The sequence below is a fragment of the Caballeronia sp. LZ008 genome (assembly GCF_031451435.1).
Taxonomy (GTDB): Bacteria; Pseudomonadota; Gammaproteobacteria; order Burkholderiales; family Burkholderiaceae; genus Caballeronia; species Caballeronia zhejiangensis.
In genome coordinates this window covers 1,354,413-1,372,087 of sequence record NZ_JARUXK010000001.1, presented here as the reverse complement: position 1 = coordinate 1,372,087, position 17,675 = coordinate 1,354,413, and the positions used below count along the sequence as shown (strand labels likewise).

The 17,675-nt window shown below is 65.4% G+C and carries 11 protein-coding genes; 8 read left to right on the top strand and 3 right to left on the bottom strand.

The genetic code is table 11. From position 1 onward, the window contains the following. Positions 1-11: 11 nt before the first annotated feature. The gene (locus tag QCE49_RS06470) at positions 12-1,670 is read right to left on the bottom strand and encodes a 3-(methylthio)propionyl-CoA ligase (RefSeq protein ID WP_250439714.1); all 1,659 of its coding nucleotides are present in this window, start codon (positions 1,668-1,670) and stop codon (positions 12-14) included. Between the two features lie 24 nt (positions 1,671-1,694). Between QCE49_RS06470 and QCE49_RS06465 the strand changes: the two genes are divergently transcribed. The 5 genes from QCE49_RS06465 (at position 1,695) to QCE49_RS06445 (ending at position 5,650) form a co-directional block, all read left to right on the top strand. Continuing rightward, positions 1,695-3,368, top strand: a complete 1,674-nt coding sequence (locus QCE49_RS06465; RefSeq protein WP_372492619.1) for a YdiU family protein — start codon at positions 1,695-1,697, stop codon at positions 3,366-3,368. Positions 3,369-3,417: 49 nt separating this feature from the next. Continuing rightward, on the top strand, positions 3,418-3,834 hold the full coding sequence (gene msrB, locus QCE49_RS06460; RefSeq protein WP_008349708.1) for a peptide-methionine (R)-S-oxide reductase MsrB: 417 nt from the start codon (positions 3,418-3,420) through the stop codon (positions 3,832-3,834). 104 nt (positions 3,835-3,938) lie between these two features. Then, positions 3,939-4,475, top strand: coding sequence for a septation protein A (locus tag QCE49_RS06455; RefSeq protein ID WP_008349709.1), 537 nt, complete (start codon positions 3,939-3,941; stop codon positions 4,473-4,475). Further along, entirely contained in the window at positions 4,472-4,786 is a 315-nt protein-coding gene (locus QCE49_RS06450; protein ID WP_008349710.1) for a BolA family transcriptional regulator, read from the top strand. The genes QCE49_RS06455 and QCE49_RS06450 overlap by 4 nt, the downstream gene beginning before the upstream one ends. Positions 4,787-4,867: 81 nt before the next feature. Then, on the top strand, positions 4,868-5,650 hold the full coding sequence (locus tag QCE49_RS06445) for a peptidylprolyl isomerase (RefSeq protein WP_250459244.1): 783 nt from the start codon (positions 4,868-4,870) through the stop codon (positions 5,648-5,650). 64 nt (positions 5,651-5,714) lie between these two features. Here the strand turns inward: QCE49_RS06445 and QCE49_RS06440 are convergent, their stop codons facing one another. Beyond that, a complete protein-coding gene (locus QCE49_RS06440) occupies positions 5,715-8,171 on the bottom strand; it encodes a family 20 glycosylhydrolase (protein ID WP_250459247.1) in 2,457 nt (818 codons plus the stop codon). 224 nt (positions 8,172-8,395) lie between these two features. Next, positions 8,396-12,433 carry a phosphoribosylformylglycinamidine synthase gene (gene purL, locus QCE49_RS06435; RefSeq protein WP_008349718.1) on the bottom strand — a complete coding sequence of 1,346 codons (4,038 nt, stop codon included), beginning with the start codon at positions 12,431-12,433 and terminating at the stop codon, positions 8,396-8,398. Between the two features lie 456 nt (positions 12,434-12,889). Between purL and QCE49_RS06430 the strand changes: the two genes are divergently transcribed. The 3 genes from QCE49_RS06430 to pgi all read left to right on the top strand — a co-directional run bounded on the left by QCE49_RS06430 (position 12,890) and on the right by pgi (position 17,650). Then, entirely contained in the window at positions 12,890-14,182 is a 1,293-nt protein-coding gene (locus tag QCE49_RS06430) for an FAD-dependent oxidoreductase (protein ID WP_008349720.1), read from the top strand. Positions 14,183-14,249: 67 nt separating this feature from the next. Next, positions 14,250-15,812: an NAD(P)H-hydrate dehydratase gene (locus tag QCE49_RS06425; protein WP_250459249.1), complete on the top strand. Its 1,563-nt coding sequence runs from the start codon at positions 14,250-14,252 to the stop codon at positions 15,810-15,812. 203 nt (positions 15,813-16,015) lie between these two features. After that, positions 16,016-17,650 (top strand): glucose-6-phosphate isomerase, encoded by a 1,635-nt coding sequence (pgi, locus tag QCE49_RS06420; RefSeq protein WP_250459251.1) that lies wholly within the window; start codon positions 16,016-16,018, stop codon positions 17,648-17,650. The last annotated feature ends 25 nt before the right edge of the window (positions 17,651-17,675 follow it).

Here is a 17,675-nt window from a genome sequence, read left to right as displayed (position 1 = left end):
GCAAGAAAAAGCTAGACCGGATTCTCCGCGGCGTTGGGCAACACGTAATCGCGAAACTGCTCGCGCAGGCGCACTTTCTGCAGCTTGCCCGTCGCGGTGTGCGGCAGTTCCTCGGCGAACACGACATCGTCCGGAATCCACCACTTCGCGACCTTGCCCTCGAAATGCGCGAGCAGTTCCTCGCGCGTGACGGTCGCGCCCGGCTTCAGCACCGCGACGATCAGCGGCCGCTCGGTCCACTTCGGATGCGAGCACGCGATGCACGCCGCTTCCGCCACCTGCGGATGCGACACCGCGATGTTCTCCAGATCGATGGAACTGATCCATTCGCCGCCGGACTTGATCACGTCCTTGCTGCGATCGGTGATCTGCATGAACCCGTCTTCATCGATGGTCGCGACATCGCCGGTCGGGAACCAGCCGTCGACGAGCGGAGAATCGTCCCGGCGAAAATACCGGTCGATGACCCACGGCCCGCGCACATGGAGATCGCCGAACGATTTGCCGTCCCACGGCAGTTCGGTGCCGTCGTCGCCGACGACTTTCATGTCCACGCCAAAGAGCGCGTGGCCCTGCTTTTCCAGCGAGCGGCGCTGCTCGTCGAGCGGACGCTGCTTCTGCCTGAAACTGAGGCGCGACAAGGTGCCGAGCGGCGACATCTCCGTCATGCCCCACGCGTGGATCACTTGCACGCCGTACTCTTCCTCGAAGATGCGCAGCATCGCGGGCGGACACGCCGAGCCGCCGATCACGGTGCGCTTCAACGTCGAGAAACGCACGTTCTGCTGCTTCATGTACGTGAGCAGGCTCATCCACACCGTCGGCACGCCGGCGGAATACGTGACGCCTTCGGCTTCCATCAATTCGTAGAGCGACTTGCCGTCCAGATCCTTGCCGGGAAAGACGAGCTTCGCGCCGACGAGCGGCCCCGCGTGCGGAATGCCCCACGCGTTGACGTGGAACATCGGCACGACGGGAAGGATCGCATCGCTCGACGATGCGCCCATCGCGTCCGGCAACGCCGCGCCGTACGCGTGCAGCACCGTCGAGCGATGCGAATACAGCGCGCCTTTCGGATTGCCCGTCGTGCCCGACGTGTAGCAGAGAAACGATGCCTGACGCTCATCGAGCATCGGCCATGCGTAGTCGCCGTCGTGCTCGCCGATGAGGCTTTCGTAGCTCATCACCGGCACGCTCATGTTCGACAGATGTTCGGCGATGCACGCGGCATCGCCGAGCGCGATCCAGCCCTTCACGTTCGGGCACTGCGGCGCGATCAGTTCGACGAGCGGACCGAAAGTCATGTCGAAGCAGACATACGAATCGTCCGCATGATCGATGATGAACGCGATCTGATCGGGAAAGAGACGCGGGTTGATCGTGTGGCACACGGCGCCCATGCCGCTGATGCCGTAATAGCATTCGAGATGTCTGTAGCCGTTCCACGCGAGCGTGCCGATGCGCTCGCCCTGCTCGACGCCGAGCGCGGTCAGCGCCTGCGCCAGTTGTTTCGCGCGCTTCTCGCAATCGCGGTAGGTGTAGCGGTGGATATCGCCTTCGATGCGCCGCGACACGATCTCGTTGTCGCCGAAGTGGCGTGAGGCATGAGACAGCAGGGACGACGCGAGCAGCGGTATGTCCATCATCTGCCCGTAGAGCGGCGACGTCATAGGCGAAGTCCTCGAATCTGGCGAATGCTGATCGGATGGCCGGGCCGCGCTCTGCAGGCCCGCGGGCGCGGAATTACAATATCGTTTAACTCAGAGGCGCTCAACATGTCGTTTTCCCCAAGCAATGCCGTGCGCGCGGCGCGCGACGAGACGCCCGCCGACGCGCGTTCCGTGAACGAAATCGCCAGCGCGATCCGGGTCGGCGAGCCGGGCTCCTTCGCCGCGCTCGGCACCGCTTTTCTCACCCGTCTTCCTGCCGCGCCCGTTCCCGATCCGTATCTCGTCGGGATGTCGCGCGAGATGGCCGAAACGCTCGGATTCGATCCGCAAGTCGCCACCGGCCCTGAGAAAGACGCGTTCGCCGCCTTCTTCGCCGGCAATCCGACGCGCGACTGGCCCGCCGATGCCCTGCCCTATGCCGCCGTCTATTCGGGGCATCAGTTCGGCGTGTGGGCGGGACAACTGGGCGATGGCCGCGCGCTCACGCTAGGCGAAGCGGAGCACGACGGCGCGCGTCTCGAAGTGCAACTGAAGGGCGCGGGCCGCACGCCCTATTCGCGCATGGGCGATGGCCGCGCGGTGCTGCGGTCGTCGATCCGCGAGTTTCTGTGCTCGGAAGCGATGCATCATCTCGGCATCCCGACGACGCGCGCGCTCACCGTCATCGGCTCGGACTTGCCGGTGCGGCGCGAGATCGTCGAAACGGCGGCGATCGTCACGCGCGTGTCGCCGAGCTTCGTGCGCTTCGGCCACTTCGAGCATTTCTATTCGAACGATCGCATCGACGAGCTGAAGACGCTCGCCGATCACGTCATCGACCGGTTCTATCCGCATTGCAGGGATGCCGACGATCCGTATCTCGCGCTGCTCGACGAAGCCGTGCGCTCCACCGCCGATCTGATGGCGGAGTGGCAAGGCGTCGGCTTCTGCCACGGCGTGATGAATACCGACAACATGTCGATCCTCGGCCTCACGATCGATTACGGTCCGTTCGGCTTCATGGATGCCTTCAACGCGCATCACGTCTGCAATCATTCGGATACGCAAGGACGCTATTCGTATGGGCGCCAGCCGCAGGTCGCGTACTGGAATCTCTTCTGTCTCGCGCAGGCGCTCGTGCCGCTCTTCGGCGCGAATCTGCCCGAGGAGGGCCGCGCCGAGCGCGTGGTCGAAGAGGCGCAAAAGGTGATGGAGCGCTACAAGGATCGCTTCGGGCCCGCGCTCGTCGCGAAGATGCGCGCGAAGCTCGGCCTCGATATCGAGCGCGAAGGCGACGACAAGCTCGCCAACGGTCTCTTCGAAATCATGCATGCGAATCGCGCGGACTTCACGCTGACGTTCCGGAACCTGTCGAAGCTCTCGAAATCCGACGCGAGCCGCGACGCGCCCGTGCGCGATCTGTTCCTCGATCGCGCCGCATTCGATGCGTGGGCCGCGCAGTATCGCGAGCGCCTCGCCCACGAGCCGCGCGACGACGCCGAGCGCGCCGCGGCGATGAATCGCGTGAATCCGAAGTACGTGCTGCGCAATCATCTGGCGGAAAACGCCATTCGGCGCGCGGCGGAAAAGGATTTTTCGGAAGTGGCGCGTCTTCTGGACGTGCTGCGCCATCCATACGACGAACAGCCCGAATACGAAGCCTACGCGGGCCTGCCGCCCGATTGGGCGAGCGATCTCGAAGTCAGTTGTTCTTCGTAGGATCGCCCTCATATACCAGGCCTTCCGGGCCAGATCAAAGGAACGACAGATGAGCCACGACGCCACCCCGACGAGCTATCCGCTGCAAAAGGACGACGCCGAGTATCGCCGCGAACTCGACGACATGCAGTACCAGGTCACGCGCCACGCCGCGACCGAGCGCCCCTTCACGGGCAAATACTGGGATCACAAGGAGCGCGGCGTCTATGACTGCGTGTGCTGCGGCACGCCGCTGTTCGAATCGGACACGAAGTTCGACGCCGGCTGCGGGTGGCCGAGCTACTTCAAGCCGATCAACGGCGAAGTGATCCAGGAGAAGACCGACCGCTCACACGGCATGCTTCGCATCGAAGTCGTGTGCAAGAACTGCGGCGCGCATCTCGGCCACGTCTTCGAGGACGGCCCCGCGCCGACCGGCCTGCGGTATTGCATCAACTCGGCTGCGCTACAATTCGAACCCAAGTAAGCGCGAGCCCGTCCATTTCGTCGTACCGGCGCCCGCCGCTTCTCGCGGGCGCTTTTTTCTCGCGCGCCTCGCATCCATCCGATGCCCATCACGTCCGCACGCCAATGAAATTTCTGTTCGATCTGTTTCCGATCATTCTCTTTTTCGTCGCATTCAAGGTCTGGGGCATCTATACCGCGACGGCGGTCGCGATCGCGGCGACGCTCGTGCAGATCGCCTGGGTCGCGTTTCGGCATCGCAAGGTCGATCCGATGCTGTGGGTCAGTCTCGGCGTGGTCGTCGTGTTCGGCGGCGCGACGCTCGTGCTGCACAACGATACCTTCATCAAATGGAAGCCGACGGCGCTCTACTGGCTCTTCGCGTTCGCGCTGATCGTCGCGCAGATCGGCTTCAGAAAGAATCTCATCGAAGCGATGATGGGCAAGCAGATCGTGCTGCCGCATCGCGTATGGGGCCAGTTGAATGTCGCGTGGGCGGTGTTTTTCGCGCTGCTCGGCATCGTCAATCTTTTCGTCGCGTATAACTTCACGACGGATCAGTGGGTGAACTTCAAGCTCTTCGGCGCGACGGGCTGTCTCGTCCTGTTCATCGTCGCGCAAAGCTTCTGGCTTGCGAAATACATGAAGGAGGACGGGCAATGAGCGCATCGTTCGATTTCACGAGCGCATCGGCGGCGGACAAGATCGCGCATCTCGAAGCGCGTTTGAATGCCACGCTGCAGCCTCAGTCGGTGCATATCGACGACGACAGCGCCGCGCACGCGGGCCATGCGGGCGCGGCCGCCGGCAGCCATTACACGGTGACGATCGTCGCGGAATGCTTCGCGGGCAAGGCACGCGTGGCGCGACATCGACTGGTGTATGATGCGCTGGCCGAGGAGATGCGGCGCGGCGTGCACGCGCTCGCGATCCGGGCCTACACGCCGCAAGAGTTCGCAGAACAATTCGAATAAACCCGCGCGCGGTTCGACCCTAAGCCTTGCCTCTTAAATCTCGCCTTTGAAGGCGTCTGTTTGTTCAGTTAGGAACCTCCGATGACTTTGAAAAAAACCCGCGTCTGGGTGTTGCTGGCTGCATTCGCGGCTGCTCCTGCGTTTGCGCAAAACATCGCCGTCGTCAACGGCACGCCGATTCCCACGTCGCGCGCCAATGCGCTCGTGAAGCAACTCGTGGCGCAAGGTCAGCAGGATTCGCCGCAGCTTCAGCAGGCGGTGCGCGAGGAACTCATCAACCGCGAAATCCTGATGCAGGAAGCCGCGCGCGAAGGCATCGCGACGCGTCCCGACGTGAAGGCGCAGGTCGCCGTCGCACAGCAGACCGTGGTGTTGCGCGCGCTGATCGAAGATTTCGTGAAGAAGAACACGCCGAACGACGCCGAGATCAAGGCGCGCTATGACGAGCTCGTCAAGCAGAACGGCGGCGGCAAGGAACTGCATCTGCATCACATTCTCGTCGAGGACGAAGCGCAGGCGAAGGATCTGATCGCGAAGATCAAGGCCGGTGCGAGCTTCGAAGATCTCGCGAAGCAATATTCGAAGGACCCGGGATCGGGCAAGAACGGCGGCGATCTGGACTGGTCCTCGCCTTCGGCTTACGTGCCTGAATTCGGCGCGGCCGCGGAGAAGCTGAAGAAGGGCGAAATGACGTCCGAGCCGGTGAAGACGCAGTTCGGCTGGCACATCATCCGTCTGGACGATGCGCGTGATGTCGCCCCGCCGCCGTTCGATCAGGTGAAGGCGCAGATCGCGCAGCAAATGCAGCAGGAAAAGCTGCAAGCGTTCGAGGAAGGCTTGCGGAACAAGGCGGTGGTGAAGTAAGCGCGCTTGCTTGTTCGTTGGTAACAAAGCCGCCCTTCGGGCGGCTTTGCCGTTTCATGCGCCGTCAACCGCCCAGCTTCGTCCTGACCACCGCGCCCGAGCGCGTCAGCTTCGCCATTTCGCGGTTCTGCACCACGCTCATGAAGCCCGCCCAGTCCGCTGCGAGCGCGGCCTTGTCGACCTTGTCGGTGTCGCCGAGCTTGTAGCGCTCGCCCTGCACGTAAGGACGTTCCCACGCGGCCCGATGCCACGCGCGTTCCGCAAGCGCAAGCAAGCGCGGATACGCCATGTACTCGAACTGCTGATCCGTACGCATCACTTCCGCCCAGGCTTGTCCCTGAATGCCTTCGATACGCGGCGCCGGTCCAGCGCTCGTCACTTCGAACGGTTTGCCGTCGCGATCGGGCATGATCTCCGCGTTCTGCGGCAGATTGTCAGGCGCGAGCGAGAACGTCTTGAAGCTGTCCGTCGCGTGCGAGCCCCAGTAATACCCGCGCTCGCGCTGATCGAAGGCATAGGGGAAGTCGAAGTACAGATAATCCGGCAGCGCGAGCACCGTCTTGTAGCCCTGACTGCCGAGCGTCTGCACGGTGTCGGACGCGCCCCAGAAGATCGTGTCCCACATCGTCACCATCACGTTCGACGTCGCGAAATCCTGCGGACCGTTCGCGTGCTTGATGCCGTCCTGCCACGCGGCCATCGTGCCGATGCCGTTCGCGCGCACGATCTGGCTGACCTGGCGCGCGAAGATCGACGGCAGTTCGTCGACGGATGCAACCTTGCCCGACGCGATCATCGCCGCGCACTGCGGCGAGCGTCCCCACGGCTTGTCCTGCAACGCGAGGTTCACGCGGCCCTTGCCGGGATCGGTGCCGTCGAGCGGCTGGAAACCGCCGCCGAGAAGGATGTTCTTCGCCTCGTCGCCGCCGAAGTGCCACACGGAAAGCGGTGCGCCCGCTTCGCGATGCATCGACGCGACTTCGCCGATCACCTTCGATGCGAAACGCTGCGCACCGTCCGAGCACGGATTCAGGAAGCTGCGGCGGTCGTAGAACTGGACGGTCGTCGTGTTCGATGTATCGGCCGGATCGAGCAGACGGTACGCGTTCGCGGCCGCCTTGTTGCCGAGCGCCGCAAGACGCTGGTAACGCGCTTCCATCGACACGACCGCGGCGCGCGCGTGGCCCGGCATGTCGATTTCCGGAATGATCTCGACGAAGCGATCCGCCGCATAACGAAGCAGCGCGACATATTCGGCGCGGCTCAGATAGCCGCCGCCCGAGCGATTGTCGGGACCGGAGCCGAGCTGCGGCAACAGGCACTGCGTTTCCGTGAGATCGTGGCAACGCTTCGCGCCGATTTCGGTCAGCTCCGGCAGACCGGGGATTTCGATGCGCCAGCCTTCATCGTCGGTGAGATGCAGGTGTAGCCGGTTGAGCTTGTATGCGCTCATCTGGTCGATCAGACGGCGCAACGTGGCGGGCTGACGGAAGTTGCGCGCGACGTCGACGTGCATGCCGCGATGCGTGTATCGCGGCGCGTCTTCGATGGTTATCGCCGGCACGCTGCCGCCGCCCGCGGGCGTAAGCGAGAGCAAGGTCTGCACGCCGTAGAACAGCCCGCCCGCATCGAAGGCGTCGATCTTCACGCCGTCTTGCGCGATCGTCAGCCGATAACCGCCCGCGCGCGCGATATCGGCCGGCAATGCGCCTCCGGCGATCTGCCCGCTCACGCGCACGGCCGCGCCGGTCAGACCGAGCGTCGCCGCGCGCGACGTGAGCGCCGCCACTTGCGACGATGTCAAACCGGACGCCGACAAATCGATTCCGCCGACCTGCGCCGCGCCCTCACCCGCCGTCGAACGCAGCACCGCCGGCACCGCGCGCGCGGCGGTCTGCTGCGCCGATGGCAACGCGGCTTCGGCGCGTGCGCGTTGCACTTGCGCGGGCGTTGCGGCGAATGCCGCTGCGTCGTCCGCGATCGGCGGAATGCGATCGACGTAGCGGGTTTCATCGTCGGTATCGTTGTGCTTGAGGATGGCAGGCGCCGCATTGCCGTCCGCCACGACATACGCGCGCGGCAACAGATCGCTGTAGCGCTGATACCAGTACTCCCCGACGAACGGCACTTCGATGCGCTCGCCCGCGCCGAGCGTGAAAGCGCCCGCGCGCGGCGTCAGCGCGTAGAGATCGCCGGTGACGTGCTTCCACGCGAACGCCGGATGTTCCACCATCAAAATGCGCCGGATGCTGTGCACGTACAGCGTCCAGCCGCCTGCCGGGAGACTGCGGCTGCCGGTGTTTTCGAGAATCAGCTCGCCGCGCGCGCAACTGGCCCAGTCGGCGCCGAGATCGGCGCAGTTCGTGCCGGACTTCGCGGCATCGTTGCCGTCGATGTCCACGCGCACCATCAGGTTCTCGCCGAGCGCCGCCGCGCGCGCCGTCGGCGAGAGATTGGCCGAACCCGAATCCGAGCTGTCGCCGCACGCCGCGACGAGACACGACGACGCGATGATCGTCATCGCCAATAAATTCCGTATACCTAAATATTTTGATGGCAACTGCCTCATTTCTCCTCCGTGGTCAAACGCGCCTCGCGACGCGCCGAAGCACTATACCCGCAACTTACGCGTTGATTATTTTGGGATATTTGCCGGAAGGCAGTGTTATGGAACGGGCTCAAAAATAAAAACACCCCGAAGCGTCAGCTTCGGGGTGTTCGGTCCAGCCATGCGACGATGCGCGATTAGCCGAGGAAGCGTCGCGCGTTCTGGAACACGCGCAGCCACGGGCTGCCGTCGGTGGTCCAGTCGTCGGGCGTCCAGCTCATCTGCACGTTGCGATGCACGCGTTCCATGTGCGGCATCAGCACGGTGAAGCGGCCATCGGGCGTCGTCACGGACGTAATGCCCTGCGGCGATCCGTTCGGATTGAACGGATACTGCTCCGTCGCATTGCCGCGATGATCGACGTATCGCATCGCGACGAGCGCCTGCGCCGGATCGCCTTGCTGCGAAAAGTCAGCGAAACCTTCGCCGTGCGCGACCGCCACCGGAATGCGCGAGCCTTCCATGCCCGCGAAGAAGATCGACGGCGAATTCTGCACTTCGACGAGCGAGAAACGCGCCTCGAACTGCTCCGACTTGTTGCGCGTGAACTTCGGCCAGCTTTCCGCGCCCGGGATGATCGACGCGAGGCTCGACATCATCTGGCAGCCGTTGCAGATGCCGAGCGCGAAGGTATCCGGACGCGCGAAGAACGCCGCGAACATGTCGGCGAGCTTCGCGTTGAAGCGGATCGTCTTCGCCCAGCCCTCGCCCGCGCCGAGCACGTCGCCGTACGAGAAGCCGCCGCACGCGACCGCGCCCGCGAAATCGGCGAGCGTGGCGCGCCCTTCGAGCAGGTCGCTCATGTGGACGTCGTGTGCATCGAAGCCGGCGCGATCGAACGCGTATGCCGTTTCCAGATGCGAGTTCACGCCCTGTTCACGCAGGATCGCGACACGCGGACGCTTGCCCGTCGCGATGAACGGCGCAGCGACGTCTTCCGCCGGATCGAAGGTGAGCACCGGCGCGATGCCAGGATCGGCGGCGTCGAGCAGCGCGTCGTATTCGGCGTCGGCGCAGGCCGGGTTGTCGCGCAGACGCGCGATGCGCCAGCTCACTTCGCTCCACGCGCGATGCAACTCGACGCGCGGCGCATCGAAAATCTTCTTCGCGTCGCGATAGATTTCGACCGCGCCGCTCCGGTTCGGCTTGCCGATCACATGCGAGCACGCCGACAAACCGTGTTCGCGCAGCGCGCCGAGCACCGCGTCGCGATCCGATGCGCGCACCTGCACGACCGCGCCGAGCTCTTCCGAGAACAGCGCGCGGATCGTGCGGTCGTCGCGGCGGCCGCTCGTCTGCTTGGCCCAGTCTTTCGCGTCGCCGTAATCGGATTCGTGATCGGCGTCGAGCGTCAGCATGTCGATGTTCAGCGACACGCCCACATGCCCCGCGAACGCCATTTCGCAGACCGTCGCCCACAGGCCGCCGTCCGAGCGGTCGTGATAGGCAAGCAGCTTGCCATCGGCATTCAAAGCCTGGATCGCCGCGAAGAAGCGCTTGAGGTCTTCGGGATCGTCGACATCGGGCACTGCGTCGCCGACCTGCTGCGTGACCTGCGCGAGAATGCTGCCGCCCATGCGGTTGCGGCCACGCCCGAGATCGATCGAGATCAGCACCGTGTCGGTATCGTCGACGAGTTGCGGCGTGAGATGCCGGCGCACGTCCTCGACCGGCGCGAACGCCGAGATGATGAGCGACACCGGCGACACCACTTCGCGCGCGCCGCCGCGTGCGTCCTGCCACTTGGTGCGCATGGACAGCGAATCCTTGCCGACGGGAATGCTGATGCCGAGCGCCGGGCACAGTTCCATGCCGATCGCCTTAACGGTGTCGTAGAGCGCGGCGTCTTCGCCGGCGCTGCCGCACGCGGCCATCCAGTTCGCGGAGAGCTTCAGCTTGTTGAGCGATTCGATCGGCGCGGACGCGATGTTCGTCACCGCCTCGCCCACTGCCATGCGGCCGGACGCGGGCGCGTCGATGACGGCGAGCGGCGTGCGCTCGGCCATCGTCATCGCTTCGCCGCGAAAGCCCGCGTAATCCATCGTCGTGATCGCGCAATCGGCGACGGGCACCTGCCACGGACCGACGAACTGGTCGCGCGCGGTCGTGCCGCCGACCGAACGGTCGCCGATCGTGATGAGGAACGACTTGCTCGCGACCGTCGGATGCTTGAGCACGTCGACAGCGACTTCGGACAGCGACAGACCCGTCACGTCGACGGGCGTGAATTGCGCATTCTCACGCTTCACATCGCGATGCATCTTGGGCGGCTTGCCGAGCAGCACGTCCATCGGCATGTCGACGGGTTCCTGGCCTTCGTTGGCGTCGTCGATCAGCTTCAGCTGACGTTCGTCCGTCGCCACGCCGACGACCGCCACCGGGCAGCGTTCGCGCTCGCAAATCGCCTGGAACGCGGGCAGATCGGCGGGCGAAATCGCCAGCACGTAACGCTCTTGCGCCTCGTTCGACCAGATTTCGCGCGGCGACAGACCGCTTTCCTCGAGCTGAACCTTGCGCAACTCGAAGCGCGCGCCCTTGCCCGCGCCATCGACGAGCTCCGGGAACGCGTTCGAGATGCCGCCCGCGCCGACGTCGTGGATCGACAGGATCGGATTGCCCTCGCCCAACTGCCAGCACGTATTGATGACTTCCTGCGCGCGCCGCTGGATTTCCGGATTGCCGCGCTGGACCGAGTCGAAATCGAGTTCGGCGGTGTTCGCGCCCGTCGCCATCGACGATGCCGCGCCACCGCCCATGCCGATACGCATGCCCGGCCCGCCGATCTGGATCAAGAGCGTGCCGGCCGGCAGGTCGAGCTTGTGCGTGTGCTGATCCGAAATATTGCCGATGCCGCCCGCGATCATGATCGGCTTGTGATAGCCGCGCACGCGGCCCGCGACGTTCTGCTCGTAGGTGCGGAAATAGCCGCCGAGGTTCGGGCGGCCGAATTCGTTGTTGAACGCGGCAGCGCCGATCGGGCCGTCGATCATGATCTGCAGCGGCGACGCGATGCGGTCCGGGCGGCCATACGGCGCGTGCTCGTCGGACGGATTGCGTTGCGTGAGCGGCACGGCGGCGTCGCGGTCGTTTTCCCACTTTTCGCGCGCGTCGGGCAGATCGAGGTTCGACACGGTGAAGCCCGCGAGACCGGCCTTCGGACGCGCGCCGCGGCCCGTCGCGCCTTCATCGCGGATTTCGCCGCCCGAGCCCGTCGCCGCGCCCGCGAACGGGGAAATCGCGGTCGGGTGATTGTGCGTTTCGACCTTCATCAGCGTGTGGGTCAATTCCACGTTGCGCCGGTACTGCTCGTCGGCGCCGCGCGGGAACCAGCGTTCCGCGACGCCGCCCTCCATGATCGCCGAATTGTCCGAATACGCGACGATCGTGCCCGCGTGATTCAGCTTTTCCGTGTTGCGGATCATCTGGAACAGCGACATGTCCTGCTTTTCGCCGTCGATGGTCCATTCGCCATTGAAGATCTTGTGGCGGCAATGCTCGCTGTTGGCCTGCGCGAACATCATCAGTTCGACGTCGGTCGGATTGCGCTTCAGGCTCTCGAACGCGTTCACGAGATAGTCGATCTCGTCTTCCGCGAGCGCGAGGCCGAGCTCGGCGTTCGCGGCCTCGAGCGCACGGCGGCCCGTGCCGATGATGTCGACGGTCTGCAAAGGCTTCGCGGGCAGCTCGTCGAAGAGATGCAGCGCCTGGTCGCGCGATGCCGCGACGCTTTCCGTCATGCGGTCGTGCAGCGCATCCGCGACGGCCGCGCGCGCTTCGTCCGACAGCGCCTTCTTGCCGCCGAGGAAGCCGCTTTTCATGACGACCGAGAATTCGACGCCGCGCTCGATGCGACGCACTTTCTCGAGGCCGCAGTGATGCGCGATGTCGGTCGCCTTGCTCGCCCACGGCGAGACCGTGCCGAAGCGCGGCACGACCATGAACGTCTCGACATGACCGCGCTCTTTCGAGTCCGCGAACGGCGCGCCGTAGTGCATCAGCGCGGCGATGCGGCTGTTGTCATCGTCGGTGAGCGGCTCGGACGCGTTGACGAAATGCAGGAACTGGCCGCGCACGCCGACGATGTTCGCGTCGATGCGGGCGAGCGTTTCGAGAAGGCGGGTCTGACGGAAATCGGAGAGGGCCGAAGCGCCGGGGAAACACGAGAAGTGGGCCATTGTGACGGTGCGTCGATGACGTCTGTGTGCCGCTCGCGCGACGCTCGATCGCTTTTTGCAAACCGGATATTCGCAAATTCGGACTCGAGCACGCTAAACGGCGTGAGGCGAAAGGAAGACCGCGATTATAACCCGGAAGCGTCTCGAAATCGGCCGGGGCGGTCCGTCCGCGTGGCGCGCCACGGTGCAGCGGCGACGCGAAACGGATCGTCGCGCATCCCGAAATTGTCCGCGCCGGGCCGGCCATCGGGGATCGAGCGTGCCGCGGGCCACATGAGCGCCCGGCTCGCCGTCCCCCGCAAACGATTTTGGCGCTATCATGGCGCGCTTTCTTCGGGTACGGCGCGTGCCGAATCACGCCGCCAGCCTGTCGTTTCACCGTCAACGCAGCAGCCGGGCGTCCGTGCCCGAGCGTCACGCCGCACTGCAATCTCGCGCCTTCGGGCACAAAAAGTCATGGATGTCATCGTCATCGGCGGAGGAATCGCCGGCATCGCCACCGCCTGTCAATTACATGCGGCCGGTCATCGCGTGTGCGTGGTCGAGCGCCACGCGACCGTCGCGCAAGGCGCCACCTACGGCCAGGGCGGCGCGCTGCTGCCCTCGCCGCTCGATGTCTGGTTCGGGCCGACGTTCATGGCGTCGAGCCGCTCGAAGCAAAGCGGCATGGTGGTCAAGACCGGCTTCGACTCGGCCGCGCGCGATTTTCTGAAGCAGCTCGCGACGCTGCGCGATCCCGAGGCGTTCGCGGCGCAGTACGCGCATCTGCAGCCGCTCGTCGATGTGTCGCGGCGCGTGCTCGCGGACATCGAAAGCCGGCTGGAACTCGATTTCGAGCAGCGCCGCGGCGTGCTGCACGTCTTCAGGCAGCCGCGCGAGCTCGAAGACGCGCAGCCGGCCATCGATCTGCTCAGAAGTTGCGGCGTTGCGCATCAACTGCTGACGCCCGAGGAATGCGTCGCCATCGAGCCTTCCGTGCCGGATTTCCCGGAATTCGCGGGCGGCGTGCTGCTGCCCGACGAGCGCACCGCGAACTGCCCGCTCTTCACCAAGCAACTGAAGCAGGTGCTCGAAGACGGCGGCGTGCAGTTCCGCATGCATCGCGCGGTGGCGTCGCTGCGTCTGGACGATGGCCGCGCGGCCGTCCAGCTCGCCGGTCCCCACGAAGGCAAAAAGCGCAGCGCCGATGTCGAGCTCATCACGGCGGACGCCATCGTCGTCGCGGCGGGCACGGGCACGCCGGGGCTCATCGGCGGCTCCAAGTCGGCGTCGTCGCTCTTTCCGCTGCGCGTGCATACGCTCACCGCGCCCGTCGCGTACGAGGAGCGCGCGCCGCATCTGACGGTCGTCGATTCGATCAAGCGCATCACGATGACGCGCATCAACCAGCGGCTGCGCGTGGGCGGCGCGGGCGTGTTCCAGAGCGCGTCCAAGGCCGACAAGCCGCTCGACGCCTCGCTCTCGCGCCGCGCGCTCGATCTGCTCGGCCAAGGCACGCACGACTGGATTCCGGGCGCGGCGCGCGTCTCCGCTGCGCGCGCGTGGGAAGGGCTGCGCCTCGTCACCGCCGACGGCCTGCCGCTCGTCGGCGCGACGCGCCATCCGCGGCTTTTCGTGAACGCCGCGCACGGCCCGGCGGGCTGGGGCCTCGCGTGCGGGTCTGCTAAAGTGATCGCGGATCTCGTTTCCGGCGTTACGCCCGATGTTCCCGCCGATACCCTTGCCGCGCTGAGCCCCGAACGCTTCTAGCAGCGCGCTGCGACGGGCACGAATGCTGCGGACGCCGGGTTTCCAAAGCGCTTTCCCGCCCGCCGCCATGACCGCTGCCCGCTCGCCCTATTTCACTCCCAAAGACGATCCGCTCACGCTTCTGACGCTCGCCGAGCTGCGCACGCTCGAAGCGCGCGCAGCCGCCGCGCTGCCGCCGCATACGCTGATGGCGCGCGCGGGCGCGGCCGCCGCGCAATGCGTCATCGATGCGCTGGAGCACGATCCGGATTCGCGTGCGTTGCCGGTGTGGCTCGCGGCCGGCCCCGGCAACAACGGAGGCGACGCGCTGGTGATGGCCGAGCGCCTGCATCGCGCGGGCATTCCGGTGCGCGTGTGCATGCCGGTCGAAGTGAAGCCCGACGACGCGCGCTGGGCGCTCGACGCGGCGCGCGCGGCCGGCGTCTCGATCGACGACAAGCCGCCCGCCTCGTTCGACGGCGTCGGCTGGCTCGTCGACGGCATGTTCGGCATCGGTCTCACGCGGCCGCTCGAAGGCGTGTTCGCGGAAATCGCCGCGCGCATGACGCGCCGCGCGCGCGCGTCGGGGCGCGTGCTCGCGCTCGACGTCCCGAGCGGCCTGAACAGCGACACCGGCGCGCCCGTGAACGGCGGCGAAGCCGTGCGCGCAACGGACACGATCACCTTCATCGGCGCGAAGCCGGGGCATTTCACGTCGCTGGGCCGCGATCTGACGGGACGCCTTTTCGTTTCGACGCTGGAAGTCGATGCGAGCGCGGCGCCGTCGATCGTGCTCAACGCGCCCGCGCTATTCGGCGCATGCATGCCGCCACGCGACAACGCGACCCACAAAGGCACGTTCGGCTCGCTCGCGGTGGTCGGCGGCGATACCGGCATGTGCGGCGCGCCGGTTCTCGCCGCGCGCATGGCGCTCAACGGCGGCGCGGGCAAGGTGCACGTCGCGTTTCTTGGCGAAGGCTTTCCGCCTTACGATCCGCCGCATCCCGAGCTGATGCTGCATCACGTCGATGACCTCGCGCTCGACAGGATGGACGCGCTCGCCATCGGCTGCGGCATGGGCCCGAGCGAGCGCGCCAAAACGGTACTGACCGACGCGCTGAAGCTCGATGTCCCGAAATTGCTCGATGCCGACGCGCTCAATCTCGTCGCGAAAGACGACGCGCTCGCCTCCGCCGTCGCGGCGCGCGGCGCGCAGGGCGATCCGTGCATCCTCACGCCGCATCCGCTGGAAGCCGCGCGTCTGTTGCAAACCGACGCGAAAACGGTTCAGGCCGATCGCATCGCGGCCGCGCGCCAGCTCGCCGCGCGCTATGCGGCCATTGCGGTGCTCAAGGGCTCCGGCACCGTGATCGCCTCGCCCGATGGCCGCGTCGCCGTCAATCCGACCGGCAACGCGGGACTCGCCACGGGCGGCACCGGCGACGTGCTCGGCGGATTGATCGGAGCATTGCTCGCGCAGAAGCTCCCTGCATACGAAGCGGCGCTCGCGGGCGTCTGGCTGCACGGCCTCGCCGCGCAGACGCTCAGCGACGGCGGCATCGGCCCGGCCGGATTGACTGCCGGAGAACTCGCGCCCGTCGTGCGAAGTCTCATCAACCGCCGCTTTTACGCGGAGCACGCGCGCAACTGACGGTTTTCGCGCGTCCCATTGCAAGGCCGCCGTGACGCTTTGCAAGCATCCGTTCATGCATCGTCGCTATACTCTTTTTTGATTCGGGCAACCGCGGCCGCTCACATCTGCTTCAGTCGCGTTCACCAGACACGACGCACAGGCAGGCGAGCCGCAATCGCACGAACGTATTCCTCTGTCACCTTCAGACTAACGGACCGCTCATGACCCAAAACTCGATGCTCAACTCGCTTCCTGCCTGGTCGGCGCTCCAGACGCATTACGATGCCATCTCCGGCGAGCGCCTGCGCGACTGGTTCGCGCCGCAGAACGACACCACGCCGACGCGCGCCGAGCGCCTCACTTTCGCGGGCGGCGGCCTCGCCATCGACTTTTCGAAGAACCGCGTGAAGGACGAAACGCTCAAGCTGCTCGTCGAAGTCGCGCGGCAGGCGAAAGTCACCGAACGCCGCGACGCGATGTTCCGTGGCGATATCGTCAACATCACCGAACATCGCGCCGTGCTGCATACCGCGCTGCGCGCGCAGTCGCCGGATGCGCCCTTCCACGAACAGGTGCAGAAGGAAAAGGCCAAGATGGCCGCCTTCGCCGACAAGGTTCGCGACGGCTCGTGGACGGGCTATACGGGCAAGCGCATTCGCCATGTTGTGAATATCGGCATCGGCGGATCGGATCTCGGGCCGAAGATGGTCGTGCACGCGCTGCATCATCTGGCGTTGAAGGATCTGGACACGCATTTCGTATCGAATGTCGACGGCGCGGATCTCTGGAACGTCCTTCAGCAAGTCGACGCCGAAGAAACGCTCGCGATCGTCGTCTCAAAGACCTTCACGACGCTCGAAACGATGACGAACGCGCATTCGATGCGCGACTGGTTCCTGAAGTCCGGCTGCCCCGAAGATCAGCTCGCGAAGCATTTCGTCGGCGTGTCGGCGAATCCGGCTGAAGTGGTCAAGTTCGGCATCGCGAAGGAAAACGTCTTCGAGATGTGGGACTGGGTCGGCGGACGCTACTCGCTGTGGTCGGCGGTGGGGCTGTCGATCATGCTGTCGGTGGGTCCGCAGAATTTCGACGCGCTGCTGCAAGGCGCGGCCGCGATGGACGAGCACTTCCGCACCGCGCCGCTCGACAAGAACCTGCCGGTGCTGATGGGCATGATCGGCATCTGGTATCGCAATTTCTTCGGTTCGCAGAGCGATCTCGTCGCGCCGTATTCGCAGGCGCTGCACTATCTGCCTTCGTATCTCCAGCAGCTCGAAATGGAGAGCAACGGCAAGTCGGCGCGTCTCGACGGCAAGATGGTCGATTACCCGACCGCCGCCGTGATCTGGGGCGAGCCTGGCACGAACGGCCAGCACGCGTTCTTCCAGATGCTGCATCAAGGACCGACGATCATTCCGATCGACTTCATCGCCGTGCTGACGCCGGAGCATCCGCTCGTCGATCATCACGCGAAGCTGCTCGCCAACTGCTTCGCGCAGAGCGAGGCGCTCATGCTCGGCCGCACGCTCGAAGAAGCGAAGAAGGTCGCGGGTCCGGGCAAGGAGGAACTGGCGACGCATCTGAGCTTCCCCGGCAACCGTCCGACGACGACCATCATGCTCGACGCGCTCACGCCCCAGTCGCTCGGCGCGCTCATCGCGCTCTACGAGCACAAGGTGCTGGTGCAGGGCACGGTGTGGGACATCAACTCGTTCGATCAGTGGGGCGTGGAGCTCGGCAAGATTCTCGGCAAGGTCGTCGAGGCCGATATCACCGCCGCGAGCGCCGATCCGGCCAAGCACGATTCGTCGACATCCGCGTTGATCGCGCGTGCGCGCGAGGCTTTGAAGCGCTGAAGCGCGCGTTGAAGAAGGTGGCCCG

Bases quoted from the DNA above. Each gene is read 5' to 3' on its own strand.
- QCE49_RS06470 (WP_250439714.1), bottom strand. From the start codon at position 1,670: ATGACGTCGCCGCTCTACGGGCAGATGATGGACATACCGCTGCTCGCG.
- QCE49_RS06465 (WP_372492619.1), top strand. From the start codon at position 1,695: ATGCTGATCGGATGGCCGGGCCGCGCTCTGCAGGCCCGCGGGCGCGGA.
- msrB (WP_008349708.1), top strand. From the start codon at position 3,418: ATGAGCCACGACGCCACCCCGACGAGCTATCCGCTGCAAAAGGACGAC.
- QCE49_RS06455 (WP_008349709.1), top strand. From the start codon at position 3,939: ATGAAATTTCTGTTCGATCTGTTTCCGATCATTCTCTTTTTCGTCGCA.
- QCE49_RS06450 (WP_008349710.1), top strand. From the start codon at position 4,472: ATGAGCGCATCGTTCGATTTCACGAGCGCATCGGCGGCGGACAAGATC.
- QCE49_RS06445 (WP_250459244.1), top strand. From the start codon at position 4,868: ATGACTTTGAAAAAAACCCGCGTCTGGGTGTTGCTGGCTGCATTCGCG.
- QCE49_RS06440 (WP_250459247.1), bottom strand. From the start codon at position 8,171: ATGACGATCATCGCGTCGTCGTGTCTCGTCGCGGCGTGCGGCGACAGC.
- purL (WP_008349718.1), bottom strand. From the start codon at position 12,433: ATGGCCCACTTCTCGTGTTTCCCCGGCGCTTCGGCCCTCTCCGATTTC.
- QCE49_RS06430 (WP_008349720.1), top strand. From the start codon at position 12,890: ATGGATGTCATCGTCATCGGCGGAGGAATCGCCGGCATCGCCACCGCC.
- QCE49_RS06425 (WP_250459249.1), top strand. From the start codon at position 14,250: ATGACCGCTGCCCGCTCGCCCTATTTCACTCCCAAAGACGATCCGCTC.
- pgi (WP_250459251.1), top strand. From the start codon at position 16,016: ATGACCCAAAACTCGATGCTCAACTCGCTTCCTGCCTGGTCGGCGCTC.